Source organism: Brucella pseudogrignonensis (genome assembly GCF_031454375.1).
GTDB classification, from domain to species: domain Bacteria; phylum Pseudomonadota; class Alphaproteobacteria; order Rhizobiales; family Rhizobiaceae; genus Brucella; species Brucella pseudogrignonensis_A.
Map to the genome: position 1 here is coordinate 134,922 of NZ_JAVDQT010000005.1, position 20,413 is coordinate 155,334.

Consider the following 20,413-nt stretch of genomic DNA (forward strand, 5'->3'; position numbering starts at 1 on the left):
AGGATCATCACGCAGCGAGCTTCAAATAATGGCCGATAGTTTCTGCGGCCGGGCCATCATGAACAAGAGTACCTTCGTGAAAAAGAAGCACGCGCGGGAAATTCGCGATAAGCCCCAGATCATGAGTTACGACGATAACATCCTCATCGAGGGTTTGGATCGTCCGCTCGACAAGGTTTCGGTTGCGAAGATCAAGTTGATTGGTGGGTTCATCCATGATGATAATGTCAGGAGCGGTCGCGAGTACAGCCGCAAGGGCCGCAAGTTGCACTTCCCCGCCCGACAACTCATGCGCTCGTCGTTCCAAAAGATGAACTATACCGACACGCTCAAGCGCATCCAATACGGCTTGATCGATCTCAGCCCTGACACGACAGCGCGACTGGAGGCTAAGTGCAATGTCCTCTTTTATTAGCGGCAGCACGATCTGATTTGCTGGATTCTGAAATATGTAGCCAACTGTTGCCCGGGCCTGGGCGGCGTTCGTTGACGTATCATGACCGTTCGTAATGACGCGGCCAGAAGACGGCAGCAGGAGCCCGTTAATAAGCCGTGAGAATGTGCTTTTCCCAGAGCCGTTCAAGCCAATGATGCCAATGCGCCTCTCAGTCAACCTCAACGACAGCGCTTGTAGCACCACGCGCCGATCAAAAGTCACCTGGGCGTGATCAAATACAATGTCCATTGTCGGAACCCATTTGTTGCGTGAGTGACCTCGCTTGTCGTAAGAAAAAAGTCAAGGTTCATGTGCGGGCCAGCTTGAATGGTTTTTATCCAGAAACTGGCAGGCCGCTTTAATTGCAGGTCAATAAGACGTCCCTGTTATTTTTTGAGATGAAGGGGCAAGGGAACCGTGTTCTACATACGTAAGGATGCAATCAAAACCATTGGCGGATACATTGACGGTTTCTATAATCCTGTGCGCAGACATTCTGCACTCGGATAAAAATCACCGATCCGGTTCGAGATGATAAATCGTAAATTAGTGACAGAACCTCTCCAATAAATCAGGGCAAGTTCAGTCTATCGTAAGGCCGATATTACGTGCCATGGCATTTTTTTGCTGTGGCAGTGCAAAAAACAGTGCCGTCAAACGTCTTAGTAATAGAGAGCTGATTTCAGAGCCAAACTGGCAGAAATATCCGCTCGCTATGAGGGACAAACGACATGACTGATGCTGTCATCCAGAGGCACCTGATTAACCCGCTTCGCGCTGCAAGCCTTAAAGTGCACGCGATGGTTACTCACGAGCGCTATGCAATGCTTGAAAAAAAGCGATATCAGTTTCATCGAGACGGTCTTGCTCTTTATGAAGATGCGAAATTTGCTTTTTGCAGCATTCATGCTTTGACGAGCGAAAAACGCTCATGACCGTATCTGATCTAACCGCGAATGATACCAGTTTGACACAGCCGGCATATCCCAATGATCGCCAACGCGCAGGCTATCTCTCATTGGGGCTTCTATCGGTAGTAGCAGCATTAATCGGCCAGAGACTGTCTTTGATGCCGTCTGCCATTTTTGCTTTTTGTGCTTTGCTTTGTTTTCTGCAGCTTTCACCCAAAATATTAGCTTGGCTTCGGGCGACAAATACTACGCGTCGTATCATGAATGCATGGAAAGCGTTGAACGCCTTGTCTTCGGTATTCCGGTGCTCTCTGCTTGCAATCGTCATCCTGATTTGTCTTGCAGGGTTGGCTTTTGAGCCGCGTATGGCTGTGCTTGAACTCTCGATAAATGTGGTTCTTTGCGCCGTTCTCCTGCTATTTATGGGGCCGCAGGATAGTAATATCAGATATGATACAGAGTAATATGTTTACGATGAAATTTGCCAGACATTTTGAGTTTTTAATTGAGATTCTCGTTCTTTGCGCAAGAGTAGCCGCTTACAATGCTGTGACAACGTATAAGGTGGCACTGGTGACCAGCGCCAAGAAAAATCATGCAGCGCGGATCGTGATGAATCTAATCCGCCATGGATTTCTCGTCGACGCATGCGTACGTAGTATTCTTCTGGTGCGTCCGGTAGATTTAGGGGAGGGCGCATAATGACCGGTGGTGACGATAGCGTACAAACCGTCAGCCGGGCTGCAGAAATCGCTCTTTGGGTGGGGGCAGGGCTTATCGTGTTGTCTGTGCATATCGGCACAGCGATGTGGTTGTTGCGCGAACCTGAAATGCTGGCCGCTGATAATACGCCGCCAGCTGCCATTATGATTGAGCTCGCCGACACACCGGAAGCGGCCATGACCGAAGAGAATGAAATCTCGCCCGATCAGGAAACTTCGGATGCTAGCGCTCCTGCTGAAAAAGTTGAGGAACCTATTGATGAGCCGATTGAACAGGAAGTTGGTGAGGACGAACCCGAGCTTGTTGAACAAGAAGAGCCTGAGCAGGAATTGACGCAGCTTGAAAACGTCCAGGTTCCACTTCCAGTTGCAAAGCCAAAGCCCCCTGAACCAAAAAAAGAAATCGTTAAAGAAGAAAAGCCGGTAAAAAAACGCCAAAAACAGCAAGTCGCCTCGAAGCAGGCCGTGCAGGCGCAAGCACAGGTCACTCAATCAAACCGCAATGCGGCACGGCAAACGGCCTCTGGATTGTTTGCATCTTCCGTGACACCGGCGCGGTGGCAATCCCGCCTTATGGCGCATCTTGAACGCAGAAAGAAATATCCTTCCGGTGCGAAATCACGTCGTGAAGAGGGGGTGGTATATGTTCGCTTTCGTATAGACGATGCTGGCAAGGTCTTATCGGCGTCGCTGGCTAGATCTTCGGGCTGGCCGGAGCTGGATAATGAAGTTCTTTCGCTGGTACAGCGTGCTTCACCTGTTCCTGCGCCGCCGCCAGGCGTGAACAAGACTATCACTGCCCCCGTTCGCTTCAGTAGGAGATAAGAGGCTTTTTGCGTAAGCTACTACTGATAAAGTCGTGACGTAAAAGCCTGCCGCTTTTTCCTTCAGCAATGCACCCGGGAGGATTCGGACATCTGGGCATGAAGTTAATTGAAGGTTGAATTGGCTGTCTCCGGAACGGGTGAATTGTTGTGCGGCGGCTCAGCCATTCAACACATCGTATAACACCGCGGTCTGGATGACGAAAAAATCCTGAATGAAAAGCATAGACATAATTCGTATGTGGATAAACCATAACCTTGCAATTTATGCCTATGCGCCCTGGGAGAACGAAGGCGCACTTATACACCAACGTCTTATGTGGCTCGTTTTCCACCGTTCCTAAAACTTTCAAAAACGTTACAATCAGGAAGTTCGACTTATAAGTTGAGTAAATTGGTATTGTATTGCGAAGTTCATTCGTTTGGATTATGAGCGATGCTGGTTGTGATAATCCTCATCCAAGGCATCTCGTACAAATGAAGCTAGATTCAACAGACAGCGCGGAAGAGCTTATCTCGGTTTATCTCCGTCAGTTGAAATGGCTGCGCGACACACTCAAAAGGCGAATAAGTTCACACGAGTTGACGGAAGATGCTTTGCAGGAGACTTGGCTGAGGCTAGCATCATTGAAAAGCAAGCCACCAGAAATTCGTGACCAGCGCGCGTTTATCCTCAGAATTGCTGGCAATATCGCAATTGATTTGCTCCGCAAAGACAGGCGCCACAATGCTGTATGTATTAGCGACGAGGACGTGCTGGCGGCAATAGCTGATAGCTATCCATCGCCTGAAACGTTTGCATTGGATCGTGACAATCTTCGACAGCTTGTAATCGCGCTCATGCAGATATCGCAAAAAGCGCGATCTGCGCTGCTTTTTGCCCGATGCGATGGGCTATCACATAGGGAAATCGCGGAACAGCTCGGTGTTTCTGAAAGCATGGTTGCTCGCTATCTCGCGCAAGCACTTCGTCATTGCCGTGATCATTTCAGAAATCTGCAATAATTTATCCCTCCGCTGTGTAAGATTGCTCTTTGTGTTTCGTCTTATAAGGGTAAGTTCATGCGACCGCTTTCCAAAATCTTTGGCAGCGGCGGTTTTTAGAGCGCTGATCAATTGATGAATTCTGCTAGAAAAAAATTTGATACTGATATTGGTCTCAGTGACACGGCGATTGATTGGGTGGTTAAGCTCAGTTCCGGACGTGCTACTGCAGAAGACAGAGTGCAATTTGATCTATGGCGACAGCAGAGTGATGAACACGAATTGGCAGCACTGGAAGCCGAAAGCCTCTGGTATGGTATTGGTTCGACAGGTAATCAGATACGCAAGACGGAACGTAATACTAAAATTACGCGCCGAACCCTCTTGGGCGCAGCAGTGCTTGGTGCTACCGGCATAGCGTTTGAGCGTGTCGGCATTGTTGGCCCACGCCTATATGCCGATTATGTAACAAGCTCAGCCGAACAGAAAACCGTACTACTATCCGATGGCTCGACCGTGTTTATGAATGGAAATACCGCGTTTTCAGCGCGTCTAACCGGGTCCGAACGCCGACTTTTCTTATTTGAAGGGCAAGCCTTGTTTAAGGTGGCGAAAGATGCGTCGCGTCCGTTTATCGTTGAAGCTGGTGGCGGCGAGACGCGTGCCATTGGAACAGAGTTTGATATCGATATCCGCCCTGAAAACGTCGCAGTGACTGTCACAGAAGGAATTGTAAGCGTTTCCAATAGTTCGAAGCCTATTGAAGAAGATAGTGACAGTGTCCGGGCAGTTGCAAATCAGCGTGTTACATATCAGACGGACAAAACGCCTTCGGTGCCGGAGGATATTGATGCGGAAATGGAAACGGCTTGGCTTCGCGGAAAGCTGATATTCAACTCAAAGCCTTTGGGTGAAGTCGTCGCTGCATTGTCGCGCTATCAGTCTGGCAAGATTTTCATCGCCAATAGTCGGCTTCGATCGCTCAATGTCACTGGCGTTTTTGATTTAACACAGCCTGAAACAGTGCTCGATACGGTTGAGAAAACATTGCCAGTCACAGTGACACGCATGCCTTTTGTCACGATCCTTCGATGAAAATTTAAAGCTATGAAATTAGATGATTATAATAATCAACTTTTTTGAAATTTGCGGTGTAAGATTCAGAAATTGATTTCGTCCTAGAAACTGAGAGGGCTGTTGAAGATGCGCAAGCACCGGATATCAGCTGAGAAAAATGATCAGGACGGGCGAAATTTTATGCGCAGTGCATCAACCACAAATAATAAGCGATCTCTTTCTAGAGGTGTAATTAAAGCTGGCCTATTCGCGTCAGTGGCAATCATCGGCACAATTCCAATGGCCCAGCTTGGTGCCGCATATGCTCAACAAGCTTCTGCACAAACAATTGCGTTTAACATTCGTTCGCAAAGCATGGGCGGTGCTTTGACTGCCTTTGCGGATCGCGCCGGTCTGAAATTGCTGCTGCAATCGAGCGTGGTTGCAGGAAAAACAAGCCCAAGTGTCCAAGGAAACTTTACTGCAGAGCAGGCACTTTCGCGGCTGCTTACCGGGTCTGGTCTCAACTATCATATCAACGGAACAACGGTGACGATTGCTGACCCGGTTGGTGAAAATCAGCTTGCGCCGGATGTTTTGAACACCACTATGCTCGATACAATAACGGTGAGCGGCGGCAATGGTATTTCCGCTGTCGACGCGCCTTATTATACGGCTGCACCAACGGCATTTATCTCTGAACAGTCTATCGAGCGGTTTCGTGGTTCAAGCCCTGCGGATATTTTTAGGGGGACAGCAGGTGTCATGTCTGCGGAAGCACGTAATGGTGCAGGCTCTATTGATGTGAACATTCGTGGCATGCAAGGCATGGGCCGCGTAAAGACAACGATTGATGGCGCCGAAAACGCAATTAATATTTATCAGGGATACCAGGGTATTTCTAATCGTACCTTTGTCGATCCTGATCTTCTTGCAGGCGTTGAAATTCAGAAAGGCTCGGATGCAGCGTCAAGCGGTATAGCTGGTACGGTTGCTATGCGGACAGTTGAGGCGGGCGATATTGTCAAGGAAGGCAATCGCTTCGGCATTCGTGTTAAGGGTGGCTTTGGCACCAACTCAAGCAAGCCTGTTGCGGGAGATGTTGCAGGCTATCAGGTTATAAATAGGGGCTATGCCGGCCCTCAAATGAACGACCCTGAGTTGCCAGATTACGATAGTTTGTTCGTCCCTTCTGTGACTGCAAGTGAAGATACAATGAACCGGCCAGCATTTCTGGAGCCAACAAATGGCTCAGGGAGTATTGTTGCAGCGATGAAAGAAGAGCAGATAGAACTGCTTGCCGGTTACGCTTATCGTAAACGGGGGAACTATCATGCAGGCAAACACGGTCCCGCGTCTGAGGTCAATGACCGTGGTCCTACATCAGTTTGCACAACTCTTTCATGTCAATTAAATCCCAGCGATCCTTACAACTGGATGTGGTATCCGCAGTATATGGAGCATTCGGGGCTAACAAATTACCGTCCGGGCGAGCAAGTACTCAATACCCAGCTCGAAACAAAATCCTGGCTGCTTAAAGGTAAAGTCAAGTTTGGCGATGGGCATAGTATTCAGCTTGGATACACTGGCTTCCAAAGCATATCGGGCGATAGAATGGCATCCAACCTAAATGGTCGGAGCGTACAAGCACGCCAACAAAGCCAAACTACGGATGCAGATATTCACACGGGTACGTTTAAGTATCGCTGGAATCCGGAAGATAATGATTTAATCAACGTAAAATCAAACATTTGGGTGACGCGTCTCGAGCAGCGTAGTCCTCCTGCCTATGGTGGAAACGCTGGCGCCCCTGCAGGTTTTAAGTCCGGTCCTGATTTATGGACTTGGGGTGCGGATATCAGTAACGAATCCCACCACGTGACAACCTATGGCGAATTAGATCTAAATTATGGTGCATCTTACAAGTTAGAAGATACATCTCCGTCTGAAGCAACCCGTAAATGGGATACCTGGCTTGATCTGCGCGATGGCAAACGTGAAGAAGCTGCAACTTACATTAAGGCAGCATACAAGCCTGTGGACTGGCTGACTTTGAACGGTGGTTTACGCTACTCTTACATGTGGTCGAAAGACAGAAGTAATCCAACGGTTGTTCTACCTGAGATGGATTATGCAATGGCAGCGGTTAAAGAGGGAGGATTTAGTCCGTCATTCGGCGTAACAGTTGAGCCTGTGAAAGGAACGCAGGTTTATGCGAATTACTCCAGCACACTTCGTGCACCAAGCATAATGGAATCCGTCACCGCATTTAGCATGAACGTAAATGCCGATACGAAGTCAGAACGCTCTAATAACTGGGAAGTCGGTGTTAACTTTGTTGAAGACAACATTATTGCAGACGCTGACCAAGCGATGATTAAGTTCGGCTATTTCAATTGGGATGTGCAGGACTACATCGCCCGTGAATGGTACAAGGATCCCACTAAGATCTATCCTGGTATGCGCATTATTAATATCGACCGCGCAAAATTCTCTGGATTGGAGCTCTCTGCACGTTATGATCTCGGTGGATTTAGCGCTGAGCTTGCAGCCAATTATTATCTGAATGTAGAGTTTTGCCGCACCTCGGAAACTTGTGAGGATAAGTCACTTTATGCGGATTATTCGACCAACGCTATTCCGCCTAAATATGGTATAGACCTTACATTATCGCAAAAATTCCTGGAAGACGCTCTCACTTTAGGAAGTCGTATATCCCATGTATCCAATCGCGCAATTGGACATGGTGATGCAACGGCACAAGGCATGTCCCAATTTATTAAACAGATTGAATGGGAACCTTACACACTGGTCGATGTGTTTGCAGAATATAAGCTCAATGAGAATTACACAGCCACTGTTCGTGTAGAAAATCTAACGGATAAATACTATGTTGATCCGCTCAGTTTGGTCCAGCAGCCTGGTCCTGGCCGCACATTCTATGCATCTTTGACAGCGAGTTTCTAGCCTTTTTAGCGCCGAACGTCCGCGCGTAATCGCGCGGAAGTTCGTGGCCAGGTGGATGAGGGAGGCTTCGTCTTTTAAGAAGATTACGCGTTAAGTGACAAATGGTCCGTACGCGCTGACTACGGATACACGCGTTTTGGTCGAGCAAAATTCGAATTCAAAGATGCACGAGAAGGCACAGCTCCCGAATTTGATGATGACATCTTCTGTAAAGATGGTAATCGCCCAGAGGGATGTCCAGCAACTGGTGACTCCTTTATGCCCGTTCATGTCGATGGGACTTGCAAAAATGTCAATGGTAGAAAAGCTTCAAATTGGATGGATTTTCATTCGGTGAAGATCGGGTTGAATTACCATTTCTAATCGTCCTTAATATTATATAACCGGCTGCGCATTGAAAACGCTCGGCCGGTTATGTGAACGTAAAGCATCAACTGTTCGTATTGATCGCTGACATTTTAAATGGGATGTTATTCGTTAGATTTGTTGTCTTAGAGTCAGATAATAATCGTCATCCCAAGCGTATGATATGATAAAGAAAGGTGCTATTTTCACTTAATGCGCTCAATTATTGCGTAAGCGCGCAATGTGCGTGTCGCGCATTGATGAAATCTAGCGTTTCTCTCGCTAATATAAATGCAATTAAAATGATTAGTTGTTATGTGCAAAAAACTGTGATCATAAAGAGTACTGTTGCGCAATAAGATATCATTCCTTTGTCAGGTGCGTTTTTGGAGATATTCCTGACATCTATCCAAAACGGAATAAAAACAGTTTCGGAGTTAGGGTTGGACCAGATATTTGTAGCCTATCAGTTCTGGTCTGAGCAGGATTGTGTCGATGAACCAACGACTGATTGGCCGTATTACTGCGCTATGGAGTTGCTTAAACACCCCGTAGATACCGCCATTTCTGAGTATTTGAATTTTGTTGGCAAGGCATCGCATTCTGACCGGGCATGGATGATAGAATACGGGAAGGATATGCTGCGGTTTCGCAATACGCATGAGTGGTGTCGTGGAGGTACGACGTCATTTCTTGAAGAATTACAGGAAGCTCCCACAACGCTTATCGGATGGCTGCATCGGTACCTGATGGATGGTAAAGCCGTCGCAGTTAATGATGTTCATGGCTTGCCGCGTGTAGCACGCACAATTCAGGTCGAATTCGTACGGCAGGGAAACAAGAGCATACTGAGCATTCCGATTTTCCATCAAGGACGGCTGAGGGGTATTATTGGCTTCGATATGACCCGCGAGTACCGCCAGTGGTCAGGCTCTGAAATCAAGGCGATGTTCCAATGCGCCAGGCTGATCGCTCAAGCTAAGTACGGCAATACTACCAATCAGATTGTGAATATTCCGGAGGATGAAACAACGCCGGTAGTTTATCTGCGAAAGCGCGGCGTTGTCCGCGGTGTCGCACCCGAAACTATCGTCGGCGTCCGTTCGGCGGGGAATTATAGCGAAATTTGGCTCAACGATGGTTCGATGGTACTCGATTCACGCCCGCTTGGCATCTGGCTAAGCATATTACCGGAAAGCTATTTCTTTCGTGTTCACCGCACGGCTTTCGTCAATGCGCTGCATGTCTCAGACGTGGACCGCAGCAAGCCAGACAAATGGCTGATCAAGATGCGTGCAATCAAGCAATCCTGGCCAGTTTCGCGTGTTTATCGTAAACCCCTGCGCGAACGACTTGGCGTTTAATACAACCTACATCCTTGATGCCCAAAACTTGATGGTCACTCGTCCAACGGGTAGGTTGATTCATCCTTCTGTCATTGCTCAAGGCGATGCTTGTTTTCAATGCTTGCAACATCAAAATAGTAACGCCAGTCTGTGAACAGGGGATCAACATGCGTTCGAGCCAATCGTTTGACTATCGAACTTCAAGCATTATTCGCGCTTTGCTGATATCGAGCAGTTTGGTCGTCATGGCGACCCAGCAATCCGGTGCTGAGGACCTTGCTTTAAAGGACGCCGTCTCCATGACCGGTATGGCCCTGTTTCTCAATTCCGGCGCGCCAGCACTCACCATCGCAGTGGTTCGCGGTGATCAAAGTATCGTACAAGGTTTTGGGGAGACTGTGCCTGGCAACGATACGGAGCCAAACGGAAAATCGATATTTCGCCTGGGTTCTATCTCGAAGGTGTTCGCAACCGATGTGCTGACCGCGCTGGCAGCCGATGGTAAATTGAAGCTAACAGACCCGCTCGCGAAATACGCTCCAGATGGTTCAACCGTGAAGCAGACGGGTCGGCCAATTACATTACTTGATCTTGCCACGCATTCTGCAGGTTTGCCACGCGAGCTTGCAGATCCAGGAGCAAAACCCTCCGATAATCCGTTTGATGCCTTTAATCGCGACTATTACTGGAAATGGATCGGATCAAATGCACCCGCTTATGCGCCCGGCACGACCACGCTATATTCCAATCTCGGTTATGGACTTATGGGGGACGCACTCGCCAAAGCAGGCAATAGCAGCTTTGCCGATCTGCTGAAGAGGAGAGTATTCGAAGCTGCAAGCATGGATGACACAACAACTGCGCTGAACGACGAGCAGAAAAAGCGCATGATGGTTGGTCTTGATCCATTCAATAAGAATGATCCGAACAACATCGTACCAGACATCATGTACGCCAGTGCCGGTGTTTATTCGACAGCCGATGATATGGTGAAGTGGATGCAATGGCATCTCAATCCAACCGCTGCAACAATGGAAGCACATACGCTCGATCATACAATGTGGTTGCCTTATGACGGTCTCGAACGTGTCGTTGGCACGGAAGTGACCGGAGGGGAAGGAATGGGCCTCGGCTGGGTTGTAACGATGCCGCGCAATGGTACACCTATGCTTCTCGGTAAAAGCGGCGGCCTCGGCGGTTTCATGACTTATGTGGTACTTTCACCCAACCGTAAACTCGGTATTTTCGTCGTCGCAAACCGCGTTAATTTCGGGATGTTCAATGATATTCGCTCAAGCGTTCACGAACTTGCTGCAGAGCTTGGGCCACAATAGCCCAGGCTCGTGTTCCTACCATTTGTAACGAAGCACGCCTTTGCCAGCATAATTGGAACTGGAACCCGAAAACTCGGCATCAAAAGCTGCGCCAAGTGAAAGGCCATTGGTCCAGCTCATCTCAGCTGAAATGCTGGCAAGTCCAACATCTTTGGGCTGCGATGCGGTAACCGCGCTTGACCTGGGTAATTTACTTCTTGGTATAGCTATTTGCCCCGGTGTTGGGAATGGCTCAGGTGGTGCATCAACCGGTACGCGTTTGCTGACTGGACCAGGTGGCAGCCTCCAATATCAAATATACTCAGACGCCAATAGGCAGGTTCCGTGGGGAGGTTATACAGGCGGCCTTTTGTTCGGTGATGCGCCCTTATTTCGCATGACGGCACAAGTGGGCACTGTATCACAAAGCTGGCCAATTTATGCATCTGTGCCGGGGCAACAAAACCTCTCGCCAGGTCAGTATATCAGCACCTTTAGCGGAACTGCAGGCACTCAGATACGCTATGGCTCTTTGGGAAGTTTGCTCGGTTGTAGTTCGCTTGGTGCCACATTGTCTACGACTGCAAACTTTACAGTTCAAGCGACAGTTAGCCCGAAGTGCAATGTTCTTGCACCCGATAACATCAATTTTGGCACACGTGGACTGCTGAAAAATAATGTCGCTGCGCAAGGAACGGTTCGTCTCTCCTGCACACAAACTACGAATTATGCAGTCGCTTTAGAAACAGGTGGTGTTTCACCAACCGCGCGACTTATGAAAAACGGAGCCAATAGTGTAGTCTATGGACTGTACAAAGATAGCCAGCATCTTCAACCATGGGGAGATGCAGCGGGGCAGACCTATAGTTCTGCGGGCACGGGAACCACAACGTCAATACCCGTTTATGGGCTGGTTTTACCACAGGCAACACCACCTGCAGGTGTTTACACCGACACGGTTATTGTCCGGATAACCTACTAGGTGCCGCTGATAATCTCCGCCTGGTTGGCGTCGTAGGGCGAAGATTGACTAAGGCATCCGTGTTTAGATAAAGTTTACATATCTTCATTTGCTTCATGGTTTGTTCGACTGTAAATCTCTCATTCCACCCACGATTAGAGCACGAATTAAAAAGTGTGAATCGGTTTCGGACAAAGATGTACGTTAGAATCAATATTTAAAGCGCCGGTCTGCTTCAATCAGGCCAGTTGCCTATCGGCTCAAAACTGCTCGCTTTCTATCTGATTGCGATCTGAACAACTTTGATTTTCTAAGCAGCGAGATAAACGAGGCTTTGATCCAGCAGCTTCATCGCGCAGACTTTCTCAATGATGCAAATAATATCGCTTTGGTTGGTGGACCCAGAATGGGTGAGAGACATAATGCCACCGCCATTGGTGTACAGGCGATTGAACTCTACCATATCCTTGAAACTGGAAGTGGCAGCTTCCGCTTCAAAAACAGTTCTGTACAGGAAGCAGAACGAGCAAAGAAAAAACAAAATTTGATCGTGATTGAAAACCTCAACAATACTTCAAAAGTGCATTGCTTTGCAAATGCAATCAAAGATTGCACTTGATGTAACAGGGACACAGAGGTGCGGGATTAGCCGCTTCCACCTCTGAAAGTCGCAGGACATGTATCACCAACGTTTCAGCACGATCTCGCCCGATGAAGTGTAAGCATAGAATCCTGCGGTGGGCCCATATGCATATGTTGTTGCAAGAGCCACCGCAGCGCGGGCACCCTCTTCAGGAGAATGCCCGGGTCCGTTTCCGGTCATGTCGGTCGACGTTAGGCCAGGGTCTACTGCGTTCACTTTAATTCCTTCCCGATCCAACTCCTTCGCGAGTTTGACAGTCAACATATTCAGTGCCGTCTTCGAGGCACAGTACCCGGCAAATCCAACGCTCCAGGTTTCGCTCCGCATGTCGAGTGCATCTGTCAAGGAACTAAGGCCACTGCTCATCATGACGATCCGAGCCGCCTTAGATTTGCGTAACAATGGCAAAAAAGCTTGAGTAACGCGCATCACCCCTAACACGTTCGTATCGAACATGTGCTGCATCTCATCAATTGACTCCTCAGCAAGTGAAGAAGGTGAGCCGAACATGAGACCGGCATTGTTGACCAATACGTCCAGATGATCGGTCTCACTTTGTAAAGTTTTGGCGGCGTTGGAAACACTGGCGCCGTCTGTAACGTCAAGTTGAAGGGGACGAGCATCAATCCCATCGGCACGCAGTGTGCGAGCTGCAATCTCACCGCGTGAAATGTCCCGGCAACCCAGCCAGACGATATGTCCGGCTTTACCCAATTGCTGCGCAATGGCGTGGCCGATCCCCTTGTTTGCTCCGGTGATGAGAGCGATAGGCGAGTTATGAATCATCAGAATGTCCCTGATCGTTTTAGATTGCAGAGACATAATACGAATTTCGTATTATTCAAATATCGTATTTTACGATTTGCTGCGTCAACCGCAAAAAAATAGCCTGGTCAGCCGGATCGAGTGCCTCAAGCATTGCTTTGCAAGAGGCCCGGTATCCATCAATATAGCCTGCAACGACCTGATGCCCCTTATCGGTCAGAGATAAGGCAACCGACCTGCGGTTCGTCTCGGGCCGCTGCCGTTCAATTATCTCCCGACGCACCAACCGGTCGACTGAAGACGACATTGTTGTGAGTGCCACCTGAAGATGCCGGGCAACATCGCCCAAATTACAGGCGGGATGCTCATCGATAAAAATGAGCGCCTGAATGTCGAGGGCGTTGAGCGAATTTTGCATCGCTGCCGCAGCCTCAGTGACCTTGAAGCGACGGGTAAAGCGCTCAAACGCAATTGCAAGTTGTTCGATCTGGTCGGGTGTCGGTTGTGTCATTTCTGCTATTAAGCATTTTCGGCCTTTGGATGTAAGCTGAATAGGCCAAAATATGTACTGAGTGAATTAGCGTAATTTCCGTCAATCAAGCGAACGTAGTGCTAAAACGAAAATCGTGCGGTGCACATTTCCAGGGAAGGACGCAGATGAGATAATAAATCAAACACACTAACGCGAGAATTTGAGTGGTTCATTTGTGACGTCAGATATAAGCTAAATCTCAACTAACAATATCAGGCAGGCTACCCGTGGATCAGATTCTCGCCATTCGAACCTTTGTCCGCGTCGCGGAGGCAGGCTCTTTTGCTAAGGCAGCCGACACGCTGAACCTGCCGCGATCCTCGGTGAGCAAGCTCGTGCAGGACCTTGAGGCGCACCTTGGCACAAAGCTTGTTGAACGCACGACCCGCTCAGTCACCATGACAATAGAGGGCATCGCTTATCATGAGCGTGCGCTTCGGCTTCTCGCCGATCTTGATGATATGGACGGCACTATCGCTGGCTCGCGCAGCGCACCAAAAGGAAAACTGCGCGTCGACATAGGCTCTGTACTGGCAAACCAGATCCTTATACCCGCACTCTCAGACTTTCAGCATCATTATCCTGATGTCGACCTCATGCTCGGCGTTAGCGATCGACCTGCGGACCTCGTCAGTGAGGGGATCGACTGCGTCATCCGTGGCGGGGCCCTGAGTGACTCGTCAATGAAGGCGCGAAAGCTCTGTGAGTTAGATTACGTGCTTTGTGCCTCACCTGTCTATTTGGATGGTCTGCATTTGCCGGAACGGCCTGATGATATGGCCAAGCATCGGATCGTCAGCTACTTTTCCGCATCGTCAGGAAAGAGATTTCCATTGCGCTTCCAACGCGGCGAAGAGCGAAGCGAATATCTGTCGACATCCAGCGGCATTTCCGTCAACGAAAGCACCGCACATCTCAATGCCCTGCTCGCAGGCCTAGGGATCGGACAGAGCTTTGGCTTTCTCGCCAGACCACATATCGAAAAGGGTAGGTTGATCGAACTGCTGCCCGACTGGAAGCCGGATAATCACACCCTGCACCTTGTATACCCAGCTGATCGGTTCCCCAATCCGCGGCTTCGCGCCTTCACACAATGGGCAGAAAAGATATTCGAAGCAGTCGATGCGCGACGCCATGTGGTGGCGGAGACTATCCATCCACATGGATAATGTCTCCACGCCGAGCGCCTTCTCACTCCTGAACTGATAAACTAAATTCTCCACATCGGACGGCTTAACGCTCAACAGCCAAAGCCACTCCCCGAACAGCTTCAGAATTTTAACAGGCCGCACATTCGGGCTGAACCCTTTCGTGCGCCCGCAATCAGGAGAATATCATGACCAACAGGCTCGAAAACAAAATCGCCGTTATCACTGGAGCTACCAGCGGTATTGGCCTTGCGACCGCCAGACTTTTTGCTGCAGAAGGCGCACGCGTCTATATCACCGGCAGGCGCAGAGATGCCCTCGACAAAGCAGTGGACGAAATTGGTCACGGCGCCATCGGTGTTCAAGCCGACTCCTCCAATAATGACGAACTGGAAAAGCTGTTCGCTCGGGTACAAGCAGAACATGGACGCCTCGATGCCCTGGTCGTCAATGCCGGTGGCGGCACCATGCTTCCCCTCGGTCAGATTACCGAAGAGCAGATCGATGACACCTTTGGTCGCAACGTGAAGGCCGTCATCTTCACTGTACAAAAAGCACTTCCATTACTCGTTAAAGGAGCATCGGTTGTATTGACCGGCTCAACGGCGGGCAGTGAGGGAACGGCTGCTTTCTCTGTCTATTCCGCTTCCAAGGCAGCGGTCCGCAATCTGGCGCGTTCCTGGGCACTTGACCTCAAAGGCACTGGCATCCGTGTTAATGTCGTCTCTCCCGGTGCGACGCGCACCCCCGGTCTGGTCGAGCTAGCTGGTGACGACAAGGAACAGCAGCAGGGTCTGCTTGATTATCTCGCTTCGCGCATCCCGTTGGGCCGGGTTGGTGAAGCTGAAGAGATTGCTAAGGCGACGTTGTTCCTCGCTTCTGATGACGCAAGTTTCGTTAACGGCACTGAACTCTTTGCGGATGGCGGTCAGGCCCAGGTCTAAGCCTCTTACTGGAGCGGCCTACAGCCGCTCCCTTGCTCAAGGAGAACCATCAATGCGTGCTACAGTCTATTTCAAACATGGGAAGCCAGAGGAGGTTCTTCAGACTATTGAAGTTGAATCTCCGAAGCCTCCGGCACTCAACGAGGTGCTGGTCCGTGTCCTTCTTCGTCCGGTTCACCACGGCGACCTTCTCGGCGTATCGGGTCGCTACCAACCCGCAGCCGTTGTTTCCAAAGAGGGCGTGCGCGTCGGCTTCGAAGGATACGGCCTCGTCGAGAAGGCCGGCGATGGTGTTGATCTGAAGCCCGGCACCCGCGTTGCTTTTTTCCCCGGCAAAGGTGCGTGGAGCGAGAAGGTCATCGTGCCAGTCGAATATGTCACCGAAATCCCGGATAATGTGTCGGATGACGCCGCTGCGCAGCTTCACGTCAATCCCCTCACAACAGCGCTTCTATTGCGAGCTGTCGAGGCATCCGGCGCGAAACCAGGTCACGATGTCATCGTTCTGACCGCCGCCGGATCCGCTGTCGCAAGACTGGTAATAGCTCTGCTTCTTGATCGCGGCTTCGACGTCGTTGGCATCGTCAGGCGAGAAGCCGGTGTAAACGAACTCAATGTCGTTTTCCCGGACCTGCCTGTGGTTTCCACGGAAGAACCGGGCTGGCAGGACAAAGTCATTTCTGCAGCGGACGGGCATCCGATTGGTGTCGTCCTCGACCCGGTAGGGGGAGGAATTGCGAGTGCGGCGGCAGGGCTTCTGGCTCAGGGTGGCAGTCTGGTATCTTACGGCGACCTTTCCGGACAACCAATCTCAGTCCCGGCGCTTTACTTTTCGACGCGTGACATCCGGATCTCCGGCCTAACAGTCGGACGGTGGGCAAACATTCCCACAGAAATTCGCAAGGCTGACCTTAAACTGGCGCTCGAACTCGCTGCCAGCAAGCCAGAACTGTTTCAGGTCGAAAAGACCTTCGATCTGGCAGATGTAGCCAAAGCGGCAGCGCTCGTCGAAAAGCCCGGCAAATCCGGCACGGTTTTGATCGCATCGCGCACTTGATAATCTCTCATCATATCTTTGAGCGAACCTTTGGGTTCAAACAGCAACATAATCAAAAGCAGGAAAACTATGGCAGACCATGATAAAACTTTACCGACCAGCGTCGTCGTTAGTGCGTACTATCGCGTTCATCCTGATGACCGTCAGACTTTCATCGATGCCGTCATCCCGGAGATGACAGCAGCAGAAAAGATTAAAGGCTGTCGATTTTATGCGTTCGCACAGGACCTGCTCGACCCCAATACCTTTCACCTGATTGAAGGTTATGAGAACGAGCGCGCCTACGAAGAGCACGAGAACTCTGAGACCTTTCTTAAAGCACTCGCCCACGTTGTAAAAAACGTCCGAATACTTGACCGCCAGGGCGTGCGATATGACGTTGAAAAACTACATATCGACGACCCGCGCGCTCGCGTGTCCTAATAATCAGCAGGCGCACGCTTCCCTTCGGAGGGGCGATGCATTTCTTTTACAAGTTATCATACCGTGGCCAATTCAGGCCAATTGCGACACAGGAAGGGTTTTGGCGACCTTCCTGTCGTTCCTCACCATTAAAGCTCATGAAAATTAAAACTCAACAAAAAGAGCAATTGACTGCTTAAAACAATCTGTTACTGTACCAATCAGTAAAGTCTTTACTATTTGGTACAAAAGATAATTTATATAGGAAAATCCCCATGTCTCGTCCTCCTCTCCCGCCTTTTAACCGTGAAACAGCAATCGAAAAGGTCCGTCTTGCAGAAGATGGCTGGAACACACGCGACGCCGCCAAAGTCGCCCTCGCTTACACGCTCGATACCCGCTGGCGAAACCGCGTTGAATTCGCAACCAACCGCGAAGAAGCTGAGGCCTTTCTGACGCGCAAGTGGAATAAGGAGCATGAATATCGTCTCATCAAAGAGCTCTGGGCTTTTACCGGAAACCGCATTGCTGTACGTTACGCCTACGAATATCGCGACGACAGTGGGCAATGGTTCCGCGCGTACGGGAATGAGAACTGGGAATTCGCAGAGGACGGCCTTATGGCGCACCGCCACGCATGCATTAACGAAATGCCAATAGCTGAGAGTGATCGACTTTACCATTGGCCACTGGGCCGCCGTCCGGATGACCATCCCAGCTTAAGTGATCTGGGCCTCTGATCATGGCGCGCATGGTCGCTGAGAGGTCCGACGCTATTGCTGCACTGGCCGAAGTATTCCGCGAACATGGATACGAAGGTGCTAGCCTTGCCTTGATTGGCAAGGCCACCGGCTTGGGTAAAGGCAGTCTGTACCACTTCTTCCCAAATGGAAAAGAGGAAATGGTGCGGGCGGTACTCAGCGAAATTGAGCAATGGTTTGAGCATTCCATCTATGTACCTCTGCGAGATGGGACAAATCCCAATGCCGCCATCACCGCAATGCTGGATGAAACAGCAAAATATTTCAAGTCGGGCAGGCGTGTCTGTCTCGTCGGAGCCTTAGCTGTCTCCAACACCAGAGATCTCTTCGCGCAAGCCATCCGAGGCTATTTCGTGGCCTGGGTCGACGCGCTGCAGTCAGCACTTGTTCGGCGAGGTCACGATAGCGAACAGGCGCGTGCACTTTCAGAGGATGCTGTCCTGGCGATTCAGGGAGCGATTGTTCTTTCGCGGGCAATAGACGATCCGGCAGTATTCCAGCGTAACATCGACCAACTTCGTGGGCGGCTGGGCGTTGAGGGCAGTATCGATAATGGTTCCGGCAGTAAAAGGCATTCGTGACGCTTGGTCCAAATAAAGTTTGAGCGCTTTCCGTTTAACCAGCACATCAGTGTTGAGTTGTAATGATGCTATTTTTAAAACTGACGATATCAGATCTGATGGGCAGTGGATAAGCAATTGCCTGCCACTGCGTTAATCGCTTCGCGGCAATGACCAGATTTATGAACAAACAAATGATCATGATTACGATGTAACGGGATTCCAGTTGTAGAGGATTTACTGCCCAGAGCCGGTTTGAGAAGCATCAACAACGCAGGAGCTTTTAACAATAGGCTATCATCAGCCAGCAGGAGTTAATATCGCGCGTGGCTCAAGAAGTGCGTCGAGACCATAGGCTCCGATCTCGCGACCAAGACCTGATTGTCTGAAGCCGCCAAAAGGTGCTCGCGGATCATGCGGCGCTCCATTGATCACGACACGTCCGGCAAAAAGCCGCTCAGCAAAGTGCTGTGCATGTGTAGGATCGCTTCCCAGAACATATGCTTGCAAACCATATTCGCTGTCATTAGCGATTGCGGCTGCATCATCTTCATCTTCGTAAGTAATGAGGCTCAGAACCGGCCCAAAAATCTCTTCTCTGGCAATGCGCATATCATTACGGACATTGGTGAAGATTGTTGGACGGACAAACCAGCCTTTTGAAAGCCCTTCAGGGCGATCAAGTCCGCCGGCCAGTACCGTCGCACCTTCTTCAAGACCAAGACGAATATACGACTGCACGCGGTCCCATTGTGCGAGATTGGCCATTGGTCCAATTCGGACGGCCGCATCACGCGGATCGCCAATTTTGAATTTGGAAACTTCCTGCTTGAGGCGTGCTTCGACCTCTGAAAGACGCGCGCGTGGCACAAGAATACGTGTGCCAGCAACACAGGCCTGATCACTGTTGGCAAAGCCGGACATCAGCGCAATCGGCAGTGCCTTATCCAGATCAGCATCGGGCAACACAATCGTTGCACCCTTGCCACCCAGTTCCAGTATCACCCTTTTCATGCCGGGGATCGCCGCCATCTGAATATGGTTTGCAGCGGATGTAGAGCCCGTGAAGCTGATAGTCGCTACATCCGGATGACGTGTCAGGGCTGCACCAACAACCGGCCCGGTACCGTTGACGATGTTGAAAACCCCAGCTGGCAAGCCAGCGTAATGAAGGCGTTCCACAAAAACCTGCGTTTGAATCGCGCTCTGTTCAGCTGGCTTGATAACCACTGTCGAGCCGGAGCCTATTGCATGCGCAAGTTTGCTCGCGATAAAGCCAAAGTTGCTGTTCCACGGTGTAATGGCCGCCACGACACCACGCGGCAGCATTGTCACGCTGCTGCGCCCTGCAACACGATCAAATGCGTAATCTGCAACGGCTTCCGCCATAACGTTAAATGTGGCAGCGGCGTTCTGCGCCGAGAAACGGGTGAAATAATCCGGCGCACCATATTCTTCTCTCATCGCATCGACGAGCTGTTGCGGGCTTTTGAGCACCGCATCACCGATGCTTTTCAGCATGTCGATGCGTTCAGCTTTGCTGGTTGCTGCCATCGCAGGAAAAGCGCGTTTCGCGGCCGCAATGGCGGCTTTGGCATCATTCTGATTGCCAAGCCGCACGCTGCCAATACTCTCTTCAGTCGATGGATTGGTAAGATTCAGCCATTCGTTACCCTCAGGCGTGACGAAGGCACCGTCGATATAAATCTGATCAATCGTTCGCATTTCATTCTCCC

The 20,413-nt window shown here is 50.1% G+C and carries 21 protein-coding genes; 17 read left to right on the plus strand and 4 right to left on the minus strand.

Annotation, left to right across the window (positions count from 1 at the left end; genetic code table 11):
• Window positions 1–7: 7 nt before the first annotated feature.
• Window positions 8–685, minus strand: a complete 678-nt coding sequence (locus tag J2782_RS15335; protein ID WP_310014104.1) for an energy-coupling factor ABC transporter ATP-binding protein — start codon at window positions 683–685, stop codon at window positions 8–10.
• Window positions 686–1,167: 482 nt separating this feature from the next.
• On the opposite strand from J2782_RS15335, the gene J2782_RS15340 reads away from it, so the two are divergent.
• The 11 genes from J2782_RS15340 to J2782_RS15390 all read left to right on the plus strand — a co-directional run bounded on the left by J2782_RS15340 (window position 1,168) and on the right by J2782_RS15390 (window position 12,484).
• Complete coding sequence (locus J2782_RS15340) at window positions 1,168–1,371, plus strand: hypothetical protein (protein WP_310014107.1); 204 nt, start codon at window positions 1,168–1,170, stop codon at window positions 1,369–1,371.
• On the plus strand, window positions 1,368–1,811 hold the full coding sequence (locus J2782_RS15345; protein ID WP_310014109.1) for a DUF454 family protein: 444 nt from the start codon (window positions 1,368–1,370) through the stop codon (window positions 1,809–1,811). Before J2782_RS15340 ends, J2782_RS15345 begins: the two co-directional genes overlap by 4 nt.
• Before the next feature lies 1 nt (window position 1,812).
• A complete protein-coding gene (locus J2782_RS15350; RefSeq protein WP_310014110.1) occupies window positions 1,813–2,049 on the plus strand; it encodes a hypothetical protein in 237 nt (78 codons plus the stop codon).
• The gene (locus J2782_RS15355) at window positions 2,049–2,894 is read left to right on the plus strand and encodes a TonB family protein (protein ID WP_310014111.1); all 846 of its coding nucleotides are present in this window, start codon (window positions 2,049–2,051) and stop codon (window positions 2,892–2,894) included. Before J2782_RS15350 ends, J2782_RS15355 begins: the two co-directional genes overlap by 1 nt.
• A gap of 476 nt (window positions 2,895–3,370) precedes the next feature.
• Entirely contained in the window at window positions 3,371–3,898 is a 528-nt protein-coding gene (locus J2782_RS15360; RefSeq protein ID WP_310014114.1) for an RNA polymerase sigma factor, read from the plus strand.
• Window positions 3,899–4,012: 114 nt separating this feature from the next.
• The gene (locus J2782_RS15365) at window positions 4,013–4,972 is read left to right on the plus strand and encodes a FecR family protein (RefSeq protein ID WP_310014116.1); all 960 of its coding nucleotides are present in this window, start codon (window positions 4,013–4,015) and stop codon (window positions 4,970–4,972) included.
• A 108-nt stretch (window positions 4,973–5,080) separates the two neighbouring features.
• Entirely contained in the window at window positions 5,081–7,900 is a 2,820-nt protein-coding gene (locus tag J2782_RS15370) for a TonB-dependent receptor (protein WP_310014407.1), read from the plus strand.
• A gap of 788 nt (window positions 7,901–8,688) precedes the next feature.
• Window positions 8,689–9,609 carry a GAF domain-containing DNA-binding protein gene (locus J2782_RS15375; protein WP_310014118.1) on the plus strand — a complete coding sequence of 307 codons (921 nt, stop codon included), beginning with the start codon at window positions 8,689–8,691 and terminating at the stop codon, window positions 9,607–9,609.
• 149 nt (window positions 9,610–9,758) lie between these two features.
• Window positions 9,759–10,925: a D-alanyl-D-alanine-carboxypeptidase/endopeptidase AmpH gene (gene ampH / locus J2782_RS15380; protein WP_310014119.1), complete on the plus strand. Its 1,167-nt coding sequence runs from the start codon at window positions 9,759–9,761 to the stop codon at window positions 10,923–10,925.
• A 106-nt stretch (window positions 10,926–11,031) separates the two neighbouring features.
• Entirely contained in the window at window positions 11,032–11,886 is an 855-nt protein-coding gene (locus J2782_RS15385; RefSeq protein WP_310014121.1) for a Csu type fimbrial protein, read from the plus strand.
• Between the two features lie 217 nt (window positions 11,887–12,103).
• Entirely contained in the window at window positions 12,104–12,484 is a 381-nt protein-coding gene (locus J2782_RS15390) for an ATP-binding protein (RefSeq protein WP_310014409.1), read from the plus strand.
• A gap of 63 nt (window positions 12,485–12,547) precedes the next feature.
• On the opposite strand, the gene J2782_RS15395 is transcribed toward J2782_RS15390, so the two are convergent.
• Both J2782_RS15395 and J2782_RS15400 read right to left on the minus strand, forming a co-directional pair.
• Window positions 12,548–13,294 carry an SDR family oxidoreductase gene (locus J2782_RS15395; RefSeq protein WP_310014122.1) on the minus strand — a complete coding sequence of 249 codons (747 nt, stop codon included), beginning with the start codon at window positions 13,292–13,294 and terminating at the stop codon, window positions 12,548–12,550.
• 55 nt (window positions 13,295–13,349) lie between these two features.
• Window positions 13,350–13,784: a MarR family winged helix-turn-helix transcriptional regulator gene (locus J2782_RS15400; protein ID WP_310014124.1), complete on the minus strand. Its 435-nt coding sequence runs from the start codon at window positions 13,782–13,784 to the stop codon at window positions 13,350–13,352.
• 248 nt (window positions 13,785–14,032) lie between these two features.
• On the opposite strand from J2782_RS15400, the gene J2782_RS15405 reads away from it, so the two are divergent.
• From J2782_RS15405 to J2782_RS15430, 6 genes are all read left to right on the plus strand, one after another.
• Window positions 14,033–14,974 (plus strand): LysR family transcriptional regulator, encoded by a 942-nt coding sequence (locus J2782_RS15405; protein ID WP_310014126.1) that lies wholly within the window; start codon window positions 14,033–14,035, stop codon window positions 14,972–14,974.
• Window positions 14,975–15,141: 167 nt separating this feature from the next.
• Window positions 15,142–15,897 (plus strand): SDR family NAD(P)-dependent oxidoreductase, encoded by a 756-nt coding sequence (locus J2782_RS15410; protein WP_310014128.1) that lies wholly within the window; start codon window positions 15,142–15,144, stop codon window positions 15,895–15,897.
• 52 nt (window positions 15,898–15,949) lie between these two features.
• Window positions 15,950–16,954 (plus strand): alcohol dehydrogenase catalytic domain-containing protein, encoded by a 1,005-nt coding sequence (locus tag J2782_RS15415; protein WP_310014130.1) that lies wholly within the window; start codon window positions 15,950–15,952, stop codon window positions 16,952–16,954.
• A gap of 69 nt (window positions 16,955–17,023) precedes the next feature.
• Window positions 17,024–17,377 (plus strand): putative quinol monooxygenase, encoded by a 354-nt coding sequence (locus J2782_RS15420; RefSeq protein WP_310014131.1) that lies wholly within the window; start codon window positions 17,024–17,026, stop codon window positions 17,375–17,377.
• A 254-nt stretch (window positions 17,378–17,631) separates the two neighbouring features.
• Window positions 17,632–18,096 carry a nuclear transport factor 2 family protein gene (locus tag J2782_RS15425; RefSeq protein ID WP_310014133.1) on the plus strand — a complete coding sequence of 155 codons (465 nt, stop codon included), beginning with the start codon at window positions 17,632–17,634 and terminating at the stop codon, window positions 18,094–18,096.
• Window positions 18,097–18,098: 2 nt separating this feature from the next.
• Window positions 18,099–18,698, plus strand: coding sequence for a TetR/AcrR family transcriptional regulator (locus J2782_RS15430; RefSeq protein WP_310014135.1), 600 nt, complete (start codon window positions 18,099–18,101; stop codon window positions 18,696–18,698).
• A gap of 279 nt (window positions 18,699–18,977) precedes the next feature.
• Here J2782_RS15430 and J2782_RS15435 read toward each other — a convergent pair whose 3' ends face one another.
• A complete protein-coding gene (locus tag J2782_RS15435; protein ID WP_310014136.1) occupies window positions 18,978–20,402 on the minus strand; it encodes an aldehyde dehydrogenase family protein in 1,425 nt (474 codons plus the stop codon).
• Window positions 20,403–20,413: the final 11 nt, after the last annotated feature.